Origin of the sequence: Sinosporangium album (assembly GCF_900100605.1) — a bacterium.
Taxonomy (GTDB): Bacteria; Actinomycetota; Actinomycetes; order Streptosporangiales; family Streptosporangiaceae; genus Sinosporangium; species Sinosporangium album.
In genome coordinates, this window is record NZ_FNCN01000015.1 from 1 (window position 1) to 19487 (window position 19487).

Consider the following 19487-nt stretch of genomic DNA (forward strand, 5'->3'; position numbering starts at 1 on the left):
GGCGTACCGTCGTGGAAGACCACACCCTCACGGAGCGTGAACTCCACCTTGGTGTTGTCCTGGGTCCACTCCGTCGCGAGCCGGGGCTTCAGCCCGACTCCGTCGGGGGCGAGCTCGATCAGCCCTTCATAGATCAGCGATGTATACGTCTCGTTCCCCTTGGTCAGGGGTTCCCAGTCGTCGAGCTTCTGGTTGGTGCCGAATCGCAGCGTGCCCTGCGGCCCACCGGCCGCCTGCTGCTCAGCAGGGGAAGTGGCGGGCTTCTCGGAACCGTTGCCCCCGCAGGCCGCGACTAATGCGGCGGCCAGGGAGATCCCTACAACGCCCCGGAAGACTCTTCGCGTCATGTCTGATCCTTCATCATGGTTGCCGTAGCCGGCGACACACGCAGCTCCAGCCCCGGCTCCGCAGTCTGCGTGGTGTCGATCAATTACCTCACCCCGGCGAAAACCCATGACGAACCACAGGAAGCGCCCGGTAGAGGCTGTGGCGCGATCACGGCTGATCGCGATGCCCGCAACGTATGATTGGCTATGCCAATTGTCAATAGCTCCTTTCTCACCTTGCCTCCCATTTTTCACACTAAAAAGATCTCCCCCCACCTGGGGCGGGGGGAGATTTCTCACCGCAGGGTCACCCCCCGGGGCACCGTGGGCCGAGCGATCAGGCGTCGCCGATGATCTTGCTGCGCAGGCCCGCCGCAGTGGCCGCCAGCTTGTCGAGGTCCACGTCGACGAGCCGGCCGCCGCGCTTGCGGAAGCGCCCGGCGACCAGCACCGAGTCGACGTCGCGGGACGTGGCGTAGTGCACGATGTAGTTCGTGGGGTCTCCCGCGATCAGACCGGTCAGACCGGTGCCGAGCATCACGATGTCGGCTTGCTTGCCCGGGGTGAGCGTGCCGAGCTCGTCGCCGAGGCCGATGGCCTTGGCGCCGTTGACGGTGGCGTACTCCAGCACCCGCCGCGACGTGACGTACGGCGAGCCCTCATAGCGCCGCAGCGGCCAGCGGCCCTCCTGGCGCTCGAACTGGGCCTCGGTGGCCCGCATGATGTTGTAGGTGGCCCGGAGCTGGGCGAACATGTCCGGGTCGGTGAACGACGGCGCGTCGACACCGAGCGTCGGCAGCACGCCGGCCCGGTCGGCCCTGCCGACCGGGCTCATCTGCAGACCGCCGCTGTGCTCGCTCTCCGTGGTGAAGGAGATCGCGCACCCGCATGACGCCAGCAGCCTGAGCTCGGCGTCGGTGATGTTGTTGGAGTGGACCGGAAGCAGATCGCTGCCGAGCAGCCCGGCCTCGTGGAGGCGGAAGACCTCGGCGTGGATGTTCTGGTGGATCGTCAGCGGCAGGCCGAGGCTGCGGCCGAAGTCGGCCTCCACCCGCACGTCCTCGATCGGCGCGAAGGTCAGGGTGGTCAGGGCCAGGCCCAGCCGCACGAGGTTGGTCTTGTCGGACCCCAGCTCGTTGTGGAGGCGGGCGACATGCGCGAGCCTGCTCTGGCGCTCCTCCACGAGGCGGTCCTCACGGCCGAGCATGCCGTACGCGAACAGCACCCGCTGGCCGGTCTCGCGGTGCGCCCGCAGCGACCCCTCCGCGTGCTCCTCCGTCAGGACGTTGTGGCAGAAGTCGAGCGCCGTCGTGGTGCCGTTGTTCAGCGCGTCCAACGCGCAGGTATAGGTGGCCTCGTACATCTCCTGCGGGCCGAACCGCTCGCGGAGCGGAAACACCCGGGAGCTGTAATCGTCGAAGCCCCACACGTCCTGGCCGAGCCCCCTCATCGGGTGCTGCCACATGTGCAGGTGCGTGTCGATCAAACCAGGCATGATCACCATGCCGTCGGCCGGAACGACCTCGGCGTCCGGGGCGTTGATCTCCTGCCCGACCTGCTCGATGCGCCCGTCGTTGATGAGGACGTCCCCACCCGAAATATCCCCAAGCTCGGGGTCCAGCGTAACGACTGTCCCGTTCTTGAGAAGAATGCGTCCCTCAGACAACTCTTGCTCCATCCTTGTTCGAACCGGCCCGTTGTTCAGGCCGTATGTCGCGGCCACAGGTTCTGGCCATGTGCCGCTCTAGACAACGGGAGACCGGCGGAGTCGCCGGCCGCCCGTCGAGTCCTCAAGACCCGTTCAGCACGCGCCGCTGCAGGTCGCGCATCATGAACGGCAACTTCTCGGTGTCGACCCCGACCAGCTCGCCGCCGCGCTTGCGGAAGCGGCCGGCCACGAGCACCGAGTCGACGTCGCCGGCGTTGCTCTGCAGCACCACGTGCGCCGCCGGGTCGCCGACCGACACGCCAAAGGGGCCGGTACGCAGCAGCACGATGTCGGCCTGCTTTCCGGGGGTGAGCGTGCCGAGGTGGTCGCCCAGGCCGATCGCCTTCGCGCCGTTGACGGTCGCGTACTCGAGCACCCGGCGCGCCGTGGTGAACGGCGACCCCTCGTAGCGCTTCAGGGGCCACCGTCCCTCCTGGCGCTCGATCGCAGCCTCCGCGGAACGCATGATGTTGTACGTGATCCGAAGCTGGCCGAACATGTCGACCGCCACGCGGGACGGCACGTCCACGCCCAGCGTGGGAAGCACGCCGGCCCGGTCGGCCCGGTGCAGCGCGCTCATCGGACGGCCGCCGCCGAACTCGCCCTCCGTGGTGAAGGAGATCGCGCAGCCGCACGAGGCCAGCAGCTGGAGCTCGCCGTCGGTCGCGTTGTTCGAGTGGACCGGAAGCAGGTCCGGGCCCAGAACGCCCGCCTTCTGGAGCCGTACGATCTCCCCCGGGACGTTCTGGTGGATCGTCATCGGCAGCCCGAGCCCCCGGGCGTGCTCGACCTCCACCAGCAGGTCTTCCATCGAGGCGAAGGTGAGCGTGGTCAGCCCCATCCCGAGGCGCACCAGGCTCGTCGGGTCCGACCCGAGATCCTCCTTGATGCGGCTCACCTGAGCCAGGCGGCTTGCGCGCTCGGCTTCAAGACGGTCCTCATATCCGAGCATGCCGTACGCGAACAGCACCCGCTGGCCGGTCTCCCGGTGCGCCCGCAGCGACCCCTCCGCGTGCTCCTCCGTCAGCACGTTGTGGCAGAAGTCCAGCACCGTCGTGGTGCCGTTGGCCAGCGCCTCCGTCGCACACATGTAGGTGGACTCGTACATGTCCTGCGGGCCGTAGCGCTCCCGGACGGGGAACACCTTGGCGACGTAGTCGTCGACCCCCCACTGACCGGCGCCAAGACCGCGCAGCGGCTGCTGCCACATGTGCAGGTGCGTGTCGATCAGACCGGGGATGACCAGCATCCCGTCCGCCGGTACGACCTCCGCGTCCGGCGCGTCGATCTCCGGCGCCACCTGCTCGATGCGCCCCTCGCTGATGAGGACGTCCCCACCCGGCAGATCGCCGAGCTCGGGATCCAGGGTGATGACTGTCCCGTTCTTGAGAAGAATGCGGCCGTCGGACAAGTGTCGCTCCATCGTTGGTGATCTCAGTGGTGTGTGGTCGCGGGCCGACGGCGGGGCGGCGCGCCCGCCCCGGGCCCGGCCGTACAACAGCCCGGGGGCCGCCTCCGGAGAATCCTCCGGGCGGCGGCCGGCGAGGCTCGTGCCGTACGGTCAGTTCAGCACGCGGGCTTCCTTGTAGCGGAAGGTCGCGACGTTGCCGACGGTGTTGACGATGTTGTCGACCTTCTTGGCGTCGTAGGCCCAAAAGCCGGTGTACTCGAAGAAGCCGCAGTCCAGCGCCTCATCGTTGATGCTCTTCATCATGTTCTTCCACTCGGCCTCCTGCTCCTTCGGCTCAGTGGCCGCCAGGGCGCGCTCGACCGCCTTGTCAAGCTCGGCGTCGCTCGTCTTGTAGGGGTTGCCGGGCCCGTCCTTCTGGAAGCGGAACAGGTAGTAGTCGTAGGCTCCGGTGTCGGACGAGCCCGACAGCAGCGCGATCGGGTACTTACCGCTGCGGTAGACGCTGAAGTACTGCGCGAACTGCATGATCTCGATCTTGGCGTCGATCCCGATCGCGGCCATCTGGCTGCGGAACAGGTCGGCGACCTGCCGCTGGGAGTCGTAGGCCGGGAAGGTGAAGGACACCTCGGGGTTGCCCAGCTCCTTCATGAGCTCCTTGGCCTTGGCCACGTCGTGGGGGTAGCCCTTGAGGTTCGGGTCGTAACCCTCCTGGCCTTCGCGGAGGCGCTGCGTGTGGATCGTGCTGATACCGCCGAGCTGGGTGTCGATGAAGTCCTTGGGGTTGAGCGCGTAGCACATCGCCTGGCGGAGCTTGGGATCTTGGAACGTTCCCTTGGTGTCCATCATCAGCAGGCTCCACATCACCGATGGGAAGCTGCTGGACTTGAAGCCCTCGGTCTCCGCGCGCTTGGCGATCGTCGCGTTGGTCCAGGCGATGTCCACCTGGCCGCTGCGCAGCGAGTTGTACAGCGAGTCCGGCTCGTTGATGAACGTCATCTCGATGCGCCGGGGCCCGACCTCGTCAGGCGCGTAGTACTTGTCGAAGAAGGAGACCACGGTCTTGAACCCGGTCGTCGACTCCTTCGCCTGCAGCGTCCACGGACCCGTCCCGGCGGGAGTGGTCTTGAACGAGCCGTCCTTGAGCGCCTTCGGCGACACCATCAACGCGCCGCGCCGCGCGATGTTCGGCAGGAAGTTCGGCGCCGCCCGCTTGAGGTCCACCCTGACATGGGTCTTGTCGACAGCGGTGATCTTCTCGACGCTGTTCATCATCGACTGCCACTGGTTGGGCGTGTTGCGGACGCGCTCCAGGTTGGCGACCACCGCGTCGGCGTCGAACGGCGTGCCGTCGTGGAAGACCACGCCCTCGCGGAGCGTGAACTCCACCTTGGTGTTGTCCTGGGTCCACTCCGTGGCGAGCCGGGGCTTGAGAGTGATCCCGTCCGGGGCCAGCTCGATCAGGCCCTCGTAGACCAGCGACAGGTATGCCTCGTTGGCCTTGGTCAGCGGCTCCCAGTCGTCGAGCTTCTGGTTGGTGCCGAACTTCAGCGTGCCCTGCGGCCCACCGGCCTGCTCCTGCTGAGCGGGGGCCGGTTTCTCGGAATCTCCGGCTCCGCAGGCCGCGGTGAGGGTGGCTGCCAGGGAAACCCCCACAATGCCCCGGAGAATTCTTCGCGTCATGTCTGATCCTTCATCATGATTGCCGTAGCGCCGCGACACACGCAGCTCCAGTCCCCGGCTCCTGCAGCTTCGTGGCGTCGATCAACCACCGCACCCCAGCTAAACCCCATCGCAAACCACGGGAAATACCTGATGGGGGGTATGGTTCGATCACAATCGATTGCGACATCCGCAACCTACGATTGGCTATGCCAATTGTCAATACTTCCGGCCTCGCCCCGCCCACCGATCACCGCCCCCGCGTACGCCCCACTTCCCCCGCGCGTACGGAGGGGTCCGACGCTGGGTCGTCCCAAACTCTCGTTCCAGCGATAGGCACGACAAGCCCCAAAACCCAAACATCAGGAACATGTCCGGCAAAGCCCGGACAAGCGCCCTCCATCCGGCGGCACACCACCGGGGACCGAGGCGCGTTCACTCGGCCCCCGGTAGACGCTCACGCCTCAGGCGGTGGGGCCGGCCAGCAGATGGCAGGGCTGGTCAACAGGCGGCGGCGCTGGTCAGCAGGTGGTGAAGGCGGCGGGCCTCCTGAGCGAAACGGCTGGAGCCTCCCCGGGCCGCGGCCGAGGCTAGACCGGCGGGAGCGGACAGGGCGTGCGGGCCGACGAGCGCGGCGGCCTGGACGGCGATGGCCAGGAGATCGGCAAGGCCGGCGCGGGGCTTGGCCCCCGGCTGCGGGAGCAGACCGGCGAGCACCCCGGAGGCGATGTGCCACACGGCGTGGCAGGCTCCGCCCTGGACGGCGGCGTCGAGAGCCGACGCGACGCGGCCGAGCACCAGGAAGTCGGCCTCGACCAGCTCGACGACGACCGAGGCGATCTCATAGACGGGGGCCTGGCCGCGGGCGGCCAGCGTGATGAGGGCCTCAGAGGCGACCGTGCGGTCGCCGAGGTGGGCGTTGCCCATGCCGGCGGCGAGGGCGGTGGCCGTCGCCAGGCCGACGGGACCGTCCGCCTGGGCCAGGGGGAGCAGCACGCCGGAGTGGGGGTCGCTGTAGTCCGTCGAGGATGCCAGGATCTCGGCGGCGTGAGCGGCGACGACCTCGCGGTGGGAGGGCAGGACGGCGGGCCACGACGCGATGAACCGGGTGCTCCTCCCGACCGCCCCGGACGGACGGAGTGTCAGCAGCTTCTTGACCGGCTCCGGCAGGTCGGCTTCGGGGGCGGTCACGGTGGAGCGGATGCCCCGCAGCCACGGTTTGGGGTTGTCCTCGAAGACGCAGCTCACTTCAGGGGCGGGCACTCCGCCCGCAGCGAGCCACCCGGCCAGTTCGCGGCCCCGCGGGGAGGTGAGCGCGCCGGCCCGTTCGACGGCGGCCGGGTCGATCGAGAGCGGCAAGCGCAGCAGCGCCTGGTGGAAGTCGCGCTCCAGCACCTCCGCGCCGGCCGCCTCCAGGGACGCCAGACGTGCGACCAGGGTCACGGGATCGACGTAACCGGTGCCCGAGGTGGGGGTGGCCAGGAGGCGGGGAACGGTCCGGCCGCTCTCGATCATGGTGATGACCTCGCGGACGCGGTCGTTGGCGAAGGCATCGATGACCGACTGGCGCGACCAGTGCCCGCGGCGGGCGGGGATGGCCGCGGTGAGCTCGGCCGCGGCGTCGGGCCTGACGACGGCAAGCGCGAGCCTGTGCAGCAGAGAGCGGAGCTCGTGCTCGTAGTCGAGCAGCGTATAGTCCGGCAGGTCGGCCGCCGCCGACATGTGGGCCCAGGTCGAGTCGCACCACGGGCGCAGCGCGTCACGGACGGCATCGCGGTCGCGATGTGTCCACTCCACCGTCCCGGCGAGCAGCCGCTCCACGACCGCGCCGCCGTAAGGCCAGGAGAACGAGGCGAACTCCTGCGCCAGCTCGGCCGGCGAGGCGACCGGCGGAAGGGGGTCGGCCGCAGCGACCGCGACCGGCTCCGCCGGCGCCAGGGGCGCCGTCTCGGGGGCCAGCTCGCCGAAGACCTCGGCCAGACGCGTCCGCATCTCCCCCGGCAGGCCGCCCGCGGCCTCGGTGATCGCGGCGCGGCCGGGCTCACCGGCCTGCTTGGCGAGCTTGATCGCGAGTTTCACCGCACGCTCCTGGAGGGTCAGCGCCTCGTGCCCGAACGCCACGGCCACGGCGGCGAGCCCGGCGTCGACCCGGCGCGGCGCCAGGCGCGCCGCCTCCGCAACCCATCGGAGCGCGGCGGTCACGAGCTTGCGCTCCGGCCGGAAGGCGAGAGCCGACACCGCCTCCGCGAAGGAGTCGTCGTCGAGCGACCTTTCGCCGTCGAGGCGGCGCAGCGAGGCCGCCGCGAGCTCGGCGACCGAGACGGGGGCCGCAGGCAGAAGCCTGAGGAGGTCGCGGGCGGGGATCTCGTGGGTTGCCGGGTCGAGCCGCTCCCAGAGCCGGGCATAGGGCTCGACGTCGGCCCGGTCACCGCCGTTGAGCATCCTGTTGACGCAGCCGTCGAGCAGCGCCTGCCGTTCGACGCGCCCGCTTTCGGACAGGGCGGCCAGAACGGGAGTCGCCTGTTCGAGGCTCGGCGCCACCCCCTCGGCCTCGAACAACCTGGCCGCCATGTGATCGAGCAGCGGATCACGCAGAGCCAGATCCTCCACCGCGGTCTGGTCGAGGCGCTGCACCCATCCGGCGACGAACGCGTCGTTCTCCGGCGGCTCGACGCCCGTGGCCCGCACCATGGCGGCGGCCAGCTCCCAGTTGGCGACCCGGTCCCAGCCGCGGCGCGACGGCAGGCGCAGGCTCGACACCAGGCGGATGGTGAAGTCGCGGCGCCACGCTTCCGGACGGTCTTCGAGGACCTGTGCGATCTCCTCCCTGGCGAGTCCGCCCCGGAAGACCGGCTCCTCCGCGATGTCGCGCCTGCTGAGCCAGGCCACGACCTTGGCGGGGCCGCCCAGGCAGGCCGCCCCCGCGATGCGGAAGCCTGACGCCCGCTGAGCGACCTCCCAACGCGCCTCCCAGCCCGGTGCCAGGCGCTGCCTGAGGTAGAGCGGCAGCTCCTCCCCCACCTCCCGGCGCTGCGCGTCATCGAGCGACACCAGCAGCCGGACCAGGGCCGCGCGGTTCCGTCCCTCGATGTTCTCGCGAACCTCCTGCCACGCGTCCACGCGCACACCTCCAACGACAACGCACCCGCGGCGAACGGGAGCGGAAATGGGGAAAGGGGTCGGCTGCCCGGCGGGATGCCCTCGGCAGTCACGAGGACCGTAGCGATCGCCACCGACAATCTGCGGCGCCCTGGGGAGCCGTGCCTTGAGAGTCGGCCGGTGAGCCGCCCTGAACGTACGGCCGCGCCCGAGGCGGTCCCCCGCGACGGACGCCGAACGGCGGATGCCGAGGTCGGCACCCGCCGCCGGTGGGCTCATGCCGTACCGGATGCGCGGTCAGAACAGGGGTGTGGTGGCCTCCTCCTCGGCTTCGTGCCGGCTGGAGCGGCCGTGGGAGTGGTCGGCGCAGCCGCATCGGCGGCTACCGCGCTCGTGGACGGCCTCCGCCATCGCCTCCTGCGGCATCAGCTCCTGCGGCAGCGGGCGGCCGTGGCCGTTGAGGGCGGGTTCCTCGGCGGCGGGCGCCCCGAAGGTGAGGGTGCGGGCGCCGACGGGCACGAGGGCGAGGTCGTGGGTGATGAGGATGGTCGTACGGCCGTGCATCAGCCGCCGGAGCGGCTCCATGATGCGGGCGGCGCTCGTGGGGTCGAGCCCGGTCATGGGCTCGTCCAGGATCAGGATGGGCGAATCGCGGAGTAGGGCGCGGGCGATGGCGACGCGCTGGCGCTGGCCGCCGGAGACGAGGCGGCCCCGCTGGCCCATCGGGGTGTCGTATCCCTGCGGGAGCGCCTGGATGAACTCGTGGGCGTCGGCGACGATCGCGGCCTGCACGACCTGGTCGAGGGTCGCGTCGGAGCGGCCGTAGGCGATGTTCTCCCGCACGGTCCCGGAGAACAGCAGGCTTTCCTGGTGCAGAGTGGTGATGTTCTCCCGCAGAGAGGCGGCGGTCATGTCGCGCAGGTCGACCCCGTCGATCATGATCGAGCCCGCGTCGGGGTCGTAGAACCGCAGCAGGAGCTTGGCCATGGTCGACTTGCCCGACCCGCTGGGCCCGGAGCAGGCGAGCACCTCTCCGGGGCCGACCCGGAACGACAGGTCGCTGAAGGTGGGCGTGGACCGGGCGGGATAGGTGAAACCGACACCGGCGAACTCGACCGTGCCGCGGCTCCTGCCGAGCGCGGTCGCGCCGGCCCTGTCGGCGACGGTGGGTTTCTCGGAGAGGACCTCGATGACGCGGTCCGCTCCGGCGCCCGCCTCGGAGACGGTGAGGGCGATCTGGCCGAGCTGCTGGATCGTCGGGTACAGGTAGCCGAGGTAGGCGGCGAACGCGATCAGGCCGCCGATGGTGAGGCGCCCCTGGGTGATCTCCCACGCGCCCACCCCGATGATCGTGAGCAGGCACAGCGTCTCCAGCACCTGGACGACCGGGCCGTAGGCCACGGCGAGCCGGGCCTCGGACAGCTTCGCCCTCATCCAGGTGCGTCCCACCCTGTGGAGCCTCACGGCCTCGGCCGCCTGCCGGTTGTACGACTGAACGAGCGCCTGGTTGGACAGGCTCTCCTCCACCACGCTGTTCATGGTGCCGTTGCTGAGCCGTTCCCGGCCGGCGGCCTTTCTGAAGCGCGAGGCGAATACTTTGGACGCGATCAGGAAGGAGGGGACGAGCGCCAGCGTGACCAGCGCCAGGTCCCACCTGATGTAGAACGCCGCGGCGGCGAAGAAGAAAACGCTGATCACGGTGGTCACGAGCCGTACCAGACCGGAGGCGACCAGCTCCTCGATCGCCTCGATGTCGTCGGTGAGCCGCGCCATGAGGTCGCCGAGCCTGCGGTTCTCGAAGTAGTCGGGTGACAGCCCCTGCATGTGGCCGTAAACGTAGTCGCGCAACCTCAGCAGGAACCGTTCACCGGCGAGCGCGGTCAGCCACCCGCCGATATAGGCCGCGATCCCCGCCACGACGGCCAACCCCAGCCACAGGGAGGCCGGAGCCCAGAAGGCGCCGAGATCCTGTTTGGCCAGCACCTGGTCGGTGATGCGGCCGAACAGCCAGATGGCCACCACCTCGCAGGCGGCAGCGAAGACGGCAACGGCTATCCCTATGGCGAGATACCGCCGGTTGCCCTGCATGTGCGGCCAGAACTCGCGGAAGACGTTTCTGATGGAGATTATTGGCGCCACGTTCGGTACACGCATGACTGGAAACTCCGAATTCATCAGGTTCCACCGCACGGCAGCCGCCGGAATATCGCGCCCACGACCGGAGAAAATTATCGGGAAATTCGAGCGCGTGACAGGCCGGGCACCCGGCGGAACACCGCTGGCACACCTTTATCCGGCCCGCCGGCGGCCTGTTGCCAAGCCACCGGCGGGCCGGTTCAGAACGTCCTCGCCGCCAGTCATACCGGGACTCACGGCGAGGACCGCTCTTTATTAGTTCCGAGTCGTGTCGGACATGGACCGGCGGCCTAGACCGCGGCTCCCACTCCGGGCGACGGTGGAATTATCACCACCAGCGGTGGCAACCGCCGTGGTGACGGCGCCGGTGACAGCCGCAGCCGCCCCAGCCCCATCCGAAGCCCCAGTCGTCGTCGTCCCACCAGCCATGCCACTTGATCGCGGATCCGATCATTGGAGACCCCCCTTAATTTGGGTCGGTTTCTTGGACTTAGTCCAGATATACCACCAATTGCGACACCGTCCCCCAAGTCGACTTCAACGTCACCTAGAGATGGCTTAATCGGTAAAGGAATGGCAATCTGAAACCTTTATCCCGAATTTATTTGTTTAGCCGCGATCTGTTGCGGCCTTTACGTAGGCGCGACGGACATCGACAGAACGCCGTTCGCTTACCCCGGCGAGCCCGAAAGCGTCCTCGAAGTTGAAATCCATACGAACACTTCGAGAGGAGGGCACTCCGCCCTCCGGCACATGACCCCGCACACCGGAAACGCCTGCACACACGCCCTACGGCCCAACGAGCGGCTAGCACACCACCTGCACCGCAAGGGGAGTAGACATCAGTACCACCCAGCACAAACACCCCGTTGCCCAGGGAAACCCCAAAAGCTCACAAGCCCCACGCCGGTAACACCGGCGTGGGGATCAGAAGACACGGGTGCGGACGAGGCATGGGCGGCGGCTTTCGCCGTACAGCGCAGCCGGGCGGCAGAACATCATTCGGCCCTGGGAATCCGAACACGACATCGAGAAGAATGCTCCGCCGGCCGCCCGGAGACAGTCGGGGCGCGACCGGCGCACGGGGAAGACATATGAGAGCCGGCGGGGAGGCCCCGCCGGCTCTCATATGCATGGCACCAGGAAGTATCCCTAGTACTTACAACAGTACTTCTTGCACTTCTTCTTTTTCTTCTTGGGCTTGCGTCTATCGAAAATGCCGGGCAGCGACATAATCATGCGAACCTCCTCACGACCGAGCCATCCCATCCAGCCCCGCGGCCCGTTCCGAGGACACGCAGGCGACGAGAAACGCTCTTTCGTTCTCGCTGACGCTCCAGATATATCAGCAGCCGACCCGGACATCATTCAAGTCGGCCTCAACTTACCTCTGATAACGGTTTGCCCGGCAATATCAAGGCAAACTTCAACCCGAAGGACGTCTTCAGCCGTTCAACGTTCACACCGGATCAGGAAGTTGAGGTTTAACTTATCCGGTTCAGACGGGCATTATACGCCGCGGCCTCAATGTGACCGTCTTTCTGAACCCTTCGATGACCGCGTGCACCTGCCAGGCCGTTTCGGTGGTGCCGATGAGGTCCAGGTCAGGTTGGCGAAGAACACCGTCGCCCCGCGCGCGATCAGGGTCAGCGCCACCGGAAGCCCGGCGTAGACGTCGTGCCCTCCCCCCGCTCCGGCGATGAGAATCCGTTCGGCCCCCGCCAAACGGGTGAACAACGGCACGCGGTCGAGGTTCATGAACGGCGACACTATCGCTTGCCCGATTTTCCGGGCGACTTCAGCCAGAAGCCCAGCATGGCGAGCACACCCACCTCGGTGATGACGACGAGCCGCTGGGCGAGGCCGGCGGGGATGTCCTCGTTGCTGATCTCGATGCCGAACATGCGGATGATGTACGGCATCACCACGAGCACCAGGGCGCCGGAGGCCGCCACGCTCAGGTGCCGCACCCGCCTCGCCCACCGCGAGTCGCGATAGCGGCCGGCGATCAGCAGTCCTGCGAGCGGCATGGCGATGAAGGCGACCAGGGCGGCGTACCTGTGAATTCCTCCGGACAGCGACAGCGGCAGGCCGGGAGCGTCCGTGGGGAAGGCGCCGACGAGTAGGATGCACAGCCCCCACAGCGCGACCAGCAGAGCGGCGCCGACGTCGGCTCCCCTGCGGAACGCGACCCACCCGAACAGCACGGCCCCGACGCCGAGTAGCGTCAGCGACGCTTCGAGGAGCCAGCCTTCGGCGATGAAGGCGTACTCGCTGATCAAGGTGTGCAGCGGGCTGAGATCGGCGCCGGCGTGGAGGGTGAGCATCGCCACGCTACCCGTGATAATCGCCGTGAATCCGGCGGTGATGAGCGTCCTTCCCGAACCTGGTGCCATGACATCAAAAATGGCGATCTATAGCCCGCCAAACCATCGGAGATCAGCCTTAAGCAGCCCTGATCCATCCCGGAGAAGAAGAGGGAGGCCGCAGGCCGACCCCCTAGGGAAGCTCCCCGGTTCCACCACTCTGACCTGCGCAGACGACAGGGAACGGAGGGGCGGGCCCCCTCAGGGTCGCCCATCGGGGGTAGTGCGGGCAGGGGGGGAGGTCAGGCGGGTTCGGCCATGTACCAGCGGGCGTGGCCATCGCCCCGGATCAAGGAGTCCAGGCGGCGGGACAGCTCCCGATAGGAGAACGGATCACTCGCGGCGTTGCGGATGTGGATGCCCACGGCATACATGTCACGGACCTCCATCAGCGTGGCGTAACCCGGCCAGGCTCGCAGGTCGCTGCCGTAGGCCGAGGCGAACGCGTCGACGTCTGCGGTGGTCAGCCCGAACCTACGCTGACCGTGATAAGTGTGGATCAGGTCCCATTCACGCGGCCCGACCGCGACCCCGTCCCAGTCGCAGAGCACCACATGGCCGTCCGAGCACCGGAGCAGGTTGTCGATCCAGGCGTCGCCGTGCAGCAGCACCGGAGCCCCCTCCCCGGTCAGGCCCGACCACGAGTCGGTCAGCTCGTCGATGCGGTGGGCGAGCCAGGACTGCTGCCGACCGCTCAGCACCTCCGATCGGATCACCGCGGCCCGCACCTCCGCCAGGGGGTCGCGGAAACGTTTGAGTGCGACAGGCGGAACCGGCAGGGTGTGAAGGCTGCGGAGAATCCTGCCGAGCTCCGTGGTGGTGGGCCGCCCGCTCGCCGGCACGTAATGCCAGAACGTCACCACCCTCCCGTCGCGGACCACCGGCTGCTCGGAGATCTCGTCGGCGGGACGCACCGCGGGAAAGCCCTGCTCGGCGAGCCATCGCGCCACGGCCAGTACGGCGGGAAGCCTGGTCAGCGCGTCGGGTGCGGTGGCGATGCGCACCACGATCTGGTCACGCAGCTTGAACACCGCGTTGCTCCGCACTCGCAGCAGTTCCGCACCATCCGAATGAATCCCGACATCGTCACAGACTTCGCGAAGAATGGCCCACGCCCGCTCCACCAGGGAGTGGCCACTCATGGGCGAATTGAGGCGGGTTGGGCGGCGACATCGGCGAGCACCTCGGCCAGACGCTTGGCGGCAGCCGTACGGCGGCGCTCGACCGGCAGGGCCCCCAGCAGAGCCCGCGCCCGCGTCACCACGATGGACGTGCGGTGTTCGGGCGGAACCTGGAGCATCGCCTGCAGCGCGAGCCTGCACGCCTCGTCGGTGTGCCCCTCCCGGAAGATGTGCGTGGCCTGGTCGAGCTGGATCAGGACCGGATCGATGGTGTACGGCCCCAGGGCCTCAGGGTCGGGGATGCGCGTCAACTCGCCCAGTTCGATCAGCGTGCCGGTGCGGTAGAACTCCAGCCGCCGCTCGGAGAAGACGAAGGCCAGCTGCTCCAGGCCGCTGCGGGGCATCCTCGCGAAGATCTGCTCAGCCTCTGACAGCGCGATCCTGGCGGCCCCATGGTCCCCCAGTTTGGCCAGCGCCCGCGCCTCGGCCGCGGCCCCGAGCGCGGCGGGCGAACTGGGGGCGCTCCCGGCCAGCATGCGGGCCTCCCGGGCGAGGCGCAGCGTCTCGGCGAGATCACCGTAGTGGTAGGGCAGCATCGCGTGCTGGGCCCTGACCAGGGCCCGCAGGCGCAGGTCGCCGAGGTCGTCGGAGGCCGTGCGGGCGGTGCCGTACCACGCGTGCGCGAGATGGGTGTCGCCGAGCTTCATCAGCGCGTCGGCGGACATCAGCGCGAGCATGGTGACGGCGTTGAGCAGCCTGCGCTGAGCGACAGCCGGCTGCCGCGTCACCGCCATCCGGCGCACCTCGGAGATCTCCAGCATCAACCGGTAGAGCATCGGAAGCGGGGCGCTTTTGATGTATTGCCGGCGATAGCTGAGCACTTGCTCGTCCAGCCGGTCGAGCTGCTCCTCGCTGACCGACGACTCGGCCAGGGTCCTGTCCACCGCCTGCCGGGTGTTGTCCACCTCGACCAGCAGGCGCCCGTTCAGCGGCGTGCCGCCGCCCAGCAGCGCCTGGTGGAACAGCGCCCGCCGTTCGGTGTCCTCGTCGCGCTCCCACTGAGCGATCGGGTACGGCTGCTCGCCGAAGCCGTCCTGCCGCGCCACCACCACGACCTTCGTGCCGCCCACATCGTCGCAGTAGTCGGCGGCGAGCCCGAGCCGTACGGCATTGGCCCGGTAGAGCCGGGACAGCAGATCGATGGTCTGCGGCCTCGGCCGCGCGCGGTTGTTCTCCCATGCGTTGAGCAGGTCGATACTCGCCCGGGGAGACCCCAGCGCATTCCGCTCGCACAGCTCCTCAAGTTCTTGTACGGCTTTGCGCGCCGACCATCCTCGCGCAAGCCTGTGGGCCTTCAGCAGGCTGGCGCCGCAGCACCCGTGGATGGCCTGGGCCGTCTGCCATAGCGACCACTGCCGATGTCCGGCCTGTTCACGCCATCGCCGCGCGCACGCGGGCGAATGCTCTCCTCGGGCCATGCACGCCCCTCCGCGTTCTCCCCGCCCCCTCAGTGTGGATCATCGCAGCGTCCCGCTGTCCCGTCAGATCTTTTCCCACAGGTTAATAACGGCGCACCACCTCATGAACATCCCAGTGCAAACCGTTCCCCAGATCCGTGGGGATTCCACGGAAACACCCCGCGATTCCCAGAGGCTGCGCGGAACCGGAGATGGAGCGGTGTTTGCCCGTCCCACCCGGAAGACCGCAATCTGCTGTTGACAGCAACCGTCTTCACCGTTCCGCTCCAGGAGTGATCATTATGACGGCACGGAGTCACGCGATGACCGCGGAGGCCGTGGATCACCTTCAGCGCCTCGCCCTGCAACTGGAGGCCCATTCCTTCAAGGTCGAGCTCACATCGCGCACCGGGCTGGTCCCCCAGCTCCGTGTGATCAATCCCGCCGCCCCGTCGGTGACCGAGGACGTCCTCGCCTGCGAGGACGACGGCGAATGGTGGTTCTGGCTCTCCTGGGCCGGCCGTATCGGCCAGGCCGAGGACGTCACCACCGCTGCCGAGCGCATCGCCAGCGTCCTCTACGTCATCAGGCGCTGACCTGCATATTTCCCCAGAATCCCGAGATTGCTGCCACACTTGCAGAGGCCACGCGTAAGTGGCCCACGTCCGGCTCCCCCCTCGTGGAATTCAGGCCGCAGCCCTGACAAACCGGTGATTCAGCCTTGGTAGGGCTGTTGGCGGGATGAAAGCGCACCGCAAGAGGGGCTCCCTAGGGTCCCGGACGTTGCCATCAGCAAGGAAAGGCATTTGATGTTCCGCGTCTCCTACCGTCGCAGCGCCTCCGCCCTCGCCGCGGCAACCGCGTTCGTCTTCCTCACCGCCGCTTGCGGCGGCGGGGAGACGGACACCGCGGCCAAGCCCGCCGAGAGCAGCAGCGCCCCGGCCGACAGCAAGCCGGCCGAGCAGCCCGCGGGCGGCGACAACGCCAAGATCTGCGCCGACGCCACCCAGATCGGCTTGGACATGACGGGCAAGATGACCGAGCTCATGGCCGACCCCGCGGCGGGCCGCAAGGCTTATGACGAGGCGGCGGCAAGGTTCAAGGACCTCGCGGGGCAGGCGAGCGGCGATCTCGCCACCGCCCTCAACGACATGAGCGCGCTCTACGCCTCGCTGAAGTTCGACGAGAGCGACCCGACGAAGGCCATCGCCGCCGTCACCGAGGCCGCGAAGAAGGTCCAGGACACGTCGACCGCCCTCGCCAAGGCGTGCACCCCCGCGTAACCTGACCTGTCCCAGTGGGATGGCAGGCCCCACCGGGACACCCACGCGTCGGCACGGCCACCGCCGCCCGCGGCAGAGCGGGCGAGAGCGGCGGCCGTGCCGTTCGCCGTTCCAGCGCTCACGGACAGGTCGCTCCTCTACCCTGTCGCCGTGACAGTTGAGACCACGGCTGGGACCACAGTCCAGTCAACCTCGGAGGAGACCCACCGCCGGGCGCGGCTTGCGCGCCTCGGGGTCCATGCCCGCGGGGTGGGCGCGCTGACCCTGGCGGCGGCCGCCGTCTACGCGCTGCTCGGCCTGGTGAGGCTGTCCACCTTCAGGGCCACGACGTTCGACCTGGTGATCGTCGACCAGGCGGTGCGGGCTTATGCGAAGTTCGCTCCGCCGTACATCCCCACCGTCGGCATGGTGCACGGGCGGGGCATGGAATACCTCCAGGTCGCCGACCACTTCTCGCCGATCTACGCCCTACTCGCCCCGCTCTACTGGATCCACGACGGGCCCGCCTCGCTGATCGTCGGGCAGGCCCTGCTGTTCGCGGGGGCGATCCCGTTCCTGTGGATGTATACGCGCAGGGTGCTCGGTACGGCGCCCGCCTACCTGGTCTCCGCCGCCTACGCCCTGTCGTGGCCCGTGGCGCAGGCCGTCAACTTCGACGCGCACGAGGTCATGTTCGTCCCCATCCTGTCGGCGATCATGATCGAGCGCTTCCACGCGGGCAAGCGGCTGCCCGCGGCCCTGGCGATGGCGGGCCTCCTGTTCGTCAAGGAGGACATGGGGCTGATGGTCATCGGGGCCGGGGCCTGCCTGTTCCTGCTCGGCCACCGGTGGATCGGGCTCGGGTGCGCGGCGCTCGGCGCGGGATGGGCCGTCATGCTGCGCGGGTGGCTGATGCCGCTGCTCGGCGGCGACATCCAGGACTTCTGGGCTTACGCGCACTTCGGTCCGGACGTGAAGTCCACGGTCTGGGCGATGGTGAGCGACCCCCTCGGCACGCTCGGCGTGCTGTTCGACACCGAGACCAAGGTCGACACGATGTTCCTGCTCGTGTGGCCGACCCTACTGCTCTGCCTGCTGTCCCCCATGGTGCTCATGGCCGTCCCGCTGGTCCTGGAGCGCATGCTCGCCGACCGGTCGCTGTGGTGGGCGCAGGACTACCAGTACAACGCCTTCGTCATCGTCGTCCTCATCTGCGCGGGCGTGGACGGGCTGGCCAGGCTGCTCAGGCTGGTCGGGCGTCCGGACGACCGGCGCGTCGGGCTCGCGTGGGCCGCCGCCGCGCTCGCCGTCGCGATCACGCTGCTGCCGCAGTTCGCCTTCGGGCAGCTCGTCCGCCCGGAGTTCTACCGGAAGGACATCCGGGCTCTCGCCGCCGCCGAGGTCGTGAGCAAGGTGCCCTCCGGGGTCGTCGTGGAGACCGTCAACTCGCTCGGCCCCGCGCTCACGAGACGCGCCACGGTCCTCATGTGGGGCAACAGGCCGTACGGCTCGCCCTGGGTCGTAGCCGACGTGGCGCGCTGGGAATACCCCTTCGGATCGCTCGACGAGCAGAGGGACCGGGTGAACGATCTCGTGCGCTCGGGATATCGCCCGGTGTTCGAACGCGACGGCTTCGTAGTGCTCCACCGCCCCTCGGCCGCGACCGCAGGACCGACGCCCCCGACGCCCTCCACACCCTCGACGTTCCCTACGCCCCCGGCACCCTCCGCGCCCCCGGCGCCGTCAGGTTGAGGGCCTGAGGCGGACGGCCTCCTCGTAGACCTCGTCGAAGCCCTTGAGCACCACGGGCCACGAGCACTCCACCGGCTCGGTGGCGCGGTTGTGGGCCGCGATCCGCTCTCGCAGCTCCCGGTCGCGCGCCAGCCGTACGACCGCCGCGACCAGGTCCTCGGCGCTGCGGCCGAGCAGCCCCTCCTTACCGGTGTGCACGAAGTCGGCCACCCCGCTCTCCGCGCGCGCCACCACCGGCACCCCCGCGGCACGGGCCTCCAGGGCCGCTATCCCGAACGACTCCCTGGGCGCGGGAGAGACGAAGACGTCGGCACCGGCCAGCACCTCTTTGATCTCGTCGCGGGTCAACCGGCCGGGAAGCCGTACCCATCCCGCCATGCCGTGCAGGCGCAGGAAGCGCTCCATGGCCCCGCGCGCGGGGCCGTCGCCCGCGATCGTCGCGCGGAGCGGCACCGTGGAGGGCAGGCGGTGGCGCACCGACTCCAGCACCTTCAGCAGGCGCACCGGATGCTTGCGCGGCGCCAGCCGTCCCACCGCCACCACATGGACACCACCGGCGTCACGAAACGCGTCGTCCTCACCCACCGCGACTTCACCCACCGCGACTTCACCGACCGCGACTTCACCCACCGCGCCCGCGCCGACCGGGCCGGCATCACCCGGACGCCACCCGCTGACGTCCAGCCCGTTGGACACCACCCGCACCGGCACCCGCCGGCCCGCCACGGCCCGGATCGGACGCGCGGCGGCCTCGCTGACCGTGGTCGCCACCAGGCCCCAGCGCTGCCACTCGAACCCCCACCGCAGCGCCCGGTAAAGCCCCCGGGTGACCGGATCCCACATGCTGTGGACCGTCACGACCGTCGGAAACCCCCCGCGCACCGCCGCCCTCAGCCCCATCCAGGCGAACGGCGACACCGCCCCGGCGTGCACGTGCACCACGTCGGGCCGCAGCGCGGCCATCAGCCTCGTCAGGTGCCCGCCCCCGAAAGGATGCACGGGCAGGTCGAACGGCATGCGCGACACGATCCGCTGGACCCCCGCGAGCCGCTCTCCCCCGGTCGCCGTGGCGACCTCGACCGTGTGCCCCGCCGCCCGCTGCATCCGCACCAGGTCCGCGACCTGCACTTCGATGCCGCCGAGCCGGGGCAAATAGCAGTCACTGACGTGGAGGATCCTCACTCCGCCAG

Annotated in this window: 12 protein-coding genes and 1 pseudogene; 3 read left to right on the forward strand and 10 right to left on the reverse strand. The window is 68.9% G+C overall.

Annotated elements, in window-relative coordinates; all coding sequences use genetic code 11:
* From BLQ73_RS17090 to BLQ73_RS17135, 9 genes and pseudogenes are all read right to left on the reverse strand, one after another.
* A pseudogene (locus BLQ73_RS17090) lies at positions 1-347 on the reverse strand (hypothetical protein); the annotation flags it as partial.
* A 316-nt stretch (positions 348-663) separates the two neighbouring features.
* Entirely contained in the window at positions 664-1992 is a 1329-nt protein-coding gene (locus BLQ73_RS17095) for an amidohydrolase family protein (RefSeq protein WP_176955508.1), read from the reverse strand.
* Between the two features lie 124 nt (positions 1993-2116).
* The gene (locus BLQ73_RS17100; protein ID WP_176955509.1) at positions 2117-3445 is read right to left on the reverse strand and encodes an amidohydrolase family protein; all 1329 of its coding nucleotides are present in this window, start codon (positions 3443-3445) and stop codon (positions 2117-2119) included.
* 150 nt (positions 3446-3595) lie between these two features.
* On the reverse strand, positions 3596-5125 hold the full coding sequence (locus BLQ73_RS17105) for an ABC transporter substrate-binding protein (RefSeq protein WP_093171467.1): 1530 nt from the start codon (positions 5123-5125) through the stop codon (positions 3596-3598).
* 480 nt (positions 5126-5605) lie between these two features.
* Positions 5606-8224, reverse strand: coding sequence for a DUF7824 domain-containing protein (locus tag BLQ73_RS17110; protein WP_093171468.1), 2619 nt, complete (start codon positions 8222-8224; stop codon positions 5606-5608).
* 276 nt (positions 8225-8500) lie between these two features.
* Entirely contained in the window at positions 8501-10357 is a 1857-nt protein-coding gene (locus BLQ73_RS17115; protein ID WP_245691141.1) for an ABC transporter ATP-binding protein, read from the reverse strand.
* A 1751-nt stretch (positions 10358-12108) separates the two neighbouring features.
* Positions 12109-12735, reverse strand: coding sequence for a DUF998 domain-containing protein (locus BLQ73_RS17125; RefSeq protein ID WP_093171471.1), 627 nt, complete (start codon positions 12733-12735; stop codon positions 12109-12111).
* A gap of 212 nt (positions 12736-12947) precedes the next feature.
* Complete coding sequence (locus BLQ73_RS17130) at positions 12948-13736, reverse strand: phosphotransferase enzyme family protein (protein ID WP_245691142.1); 789 nt, start codon at positions 13734-13736, stop codon at positions 12948-12950.
* A gap of 107 nt (positions 13737-13843) precedes the next feature.
* On the reverse strand, positions 13844-15304 hold the full coding sequence (locus tag BLQ73_RS17135; RefSeq protein ID WP_093171473.1) for an NsdA family TPR-like regulatory protein: 1461 nt from the start codon (positions 15302-15304) through the stop codon (positions 13844-13846).
* A 281-nt stretch (positions 15305-15585) separates the two neighbouring features.
* Between BLQ73_RS17135 and BLQ73_RS17140 the strand changes: the two genes are divergently transcribed.
* From BLQ73_RS17140 to BLQ73_RS17150, 3 genes are all read left to right on the forward strand, one after another.
* Positions 15586-15879 carry a hypothetical protein gene (locus BLQ73_RS17140; protein ID WP_245691143.1) on the forward strand — a complete coding sequence of 98 codons (294 nt, stop codon included), beginning with the start codon at positions 15586-15588 and terminating at the stop codon, positions 15877-15879.
* Positions 15880-16092: 213 nt separating this feature from the next.
* On the forward strand, positions 16093-16566 hold the full coding sequence (locus BLQ73_RS17145; protein ID WP_093171475.1) for a hypothetical protein: 474 nt from the start codon (positions 16093-16095) through the stop codon (positions 16564-16566).
* 150 nt (positions 16567-16716) lie between these two features.
* Positions 16717-18297 carry a DUF2079 domain-containing protein gene (locus tag BLQ73_RS17150; protein ID WP_245691144.1) on the forward strand — a complete coding sequence of 527 codons (1581 nt, stop codon included), beginning with the start codon at positions 16717-16719 and terminating at the stop codon, positions 18295-18297.
* Here the strand turns inward: BLQ73_RS17150 and BLQ73_RS17155 are convergent.
* Positions 18289-19479, reverse strand: a complete 1191-nt coding sequence (locus BLQ73_RS17155) for a glycosyltransferase family 4 protein (protein ID WP_093171476.1) — start codon at positions 19477-19479, stop codon at positions 18289-18291. The two genes, BLQ73_RS17150 and BLQ73_RS17155, sit on opposite strands and share 9 nt — an antisense overlap.
* Between the last annotated feature and the right edge of the window lie 8 nt (positions 19480-19487).

Coding starts and splice junctions, on each gene's coding strand:
- BLQ73_RS17105 (WP_093171467.1), bottom strand. CDS start 5,125: ATGACGCGAAGAATTCTCCGGGGCATTGTGGGGGTTTCCCTGGCAGCC.
- BLQ73_RS17115 (WP_245691141.1), bottom strand. CDS start 10,357: ATGCGTGTACCGAACGTGGCGCCAATAATCTCCATCAGAAACGTCTTC.
- BLQ73_RS17125 (WP_093171471.1), bottom strand. CDS start 12,735: ATGGCACCAGGTTCGGGAAGGACGCTCATCACCGCCGGATTCACGGCG.
- BLQ73_RS17135 (WP_093171473.1), bottom strand. CDS start 15,304: ATGGCCCGAGGAGAGCATTCGCCCGCGTGCGCGCGGCGATGGCGTGAA.
- BLQ73_RS17140 (WP_245691143.1), top strand. CDS start 15,586: ATGACGGCACGGAGTCACGCGATGACCGCGGAGGCCGTGGATCACCTT.
- BLQ73_RS17145 (WP_093171475.1), top strand. CDS start 16,093: ATGTTCCGCGTCTCCTACCGTCGCAGCGCCTCCGCCCTCGCCGCGGCA.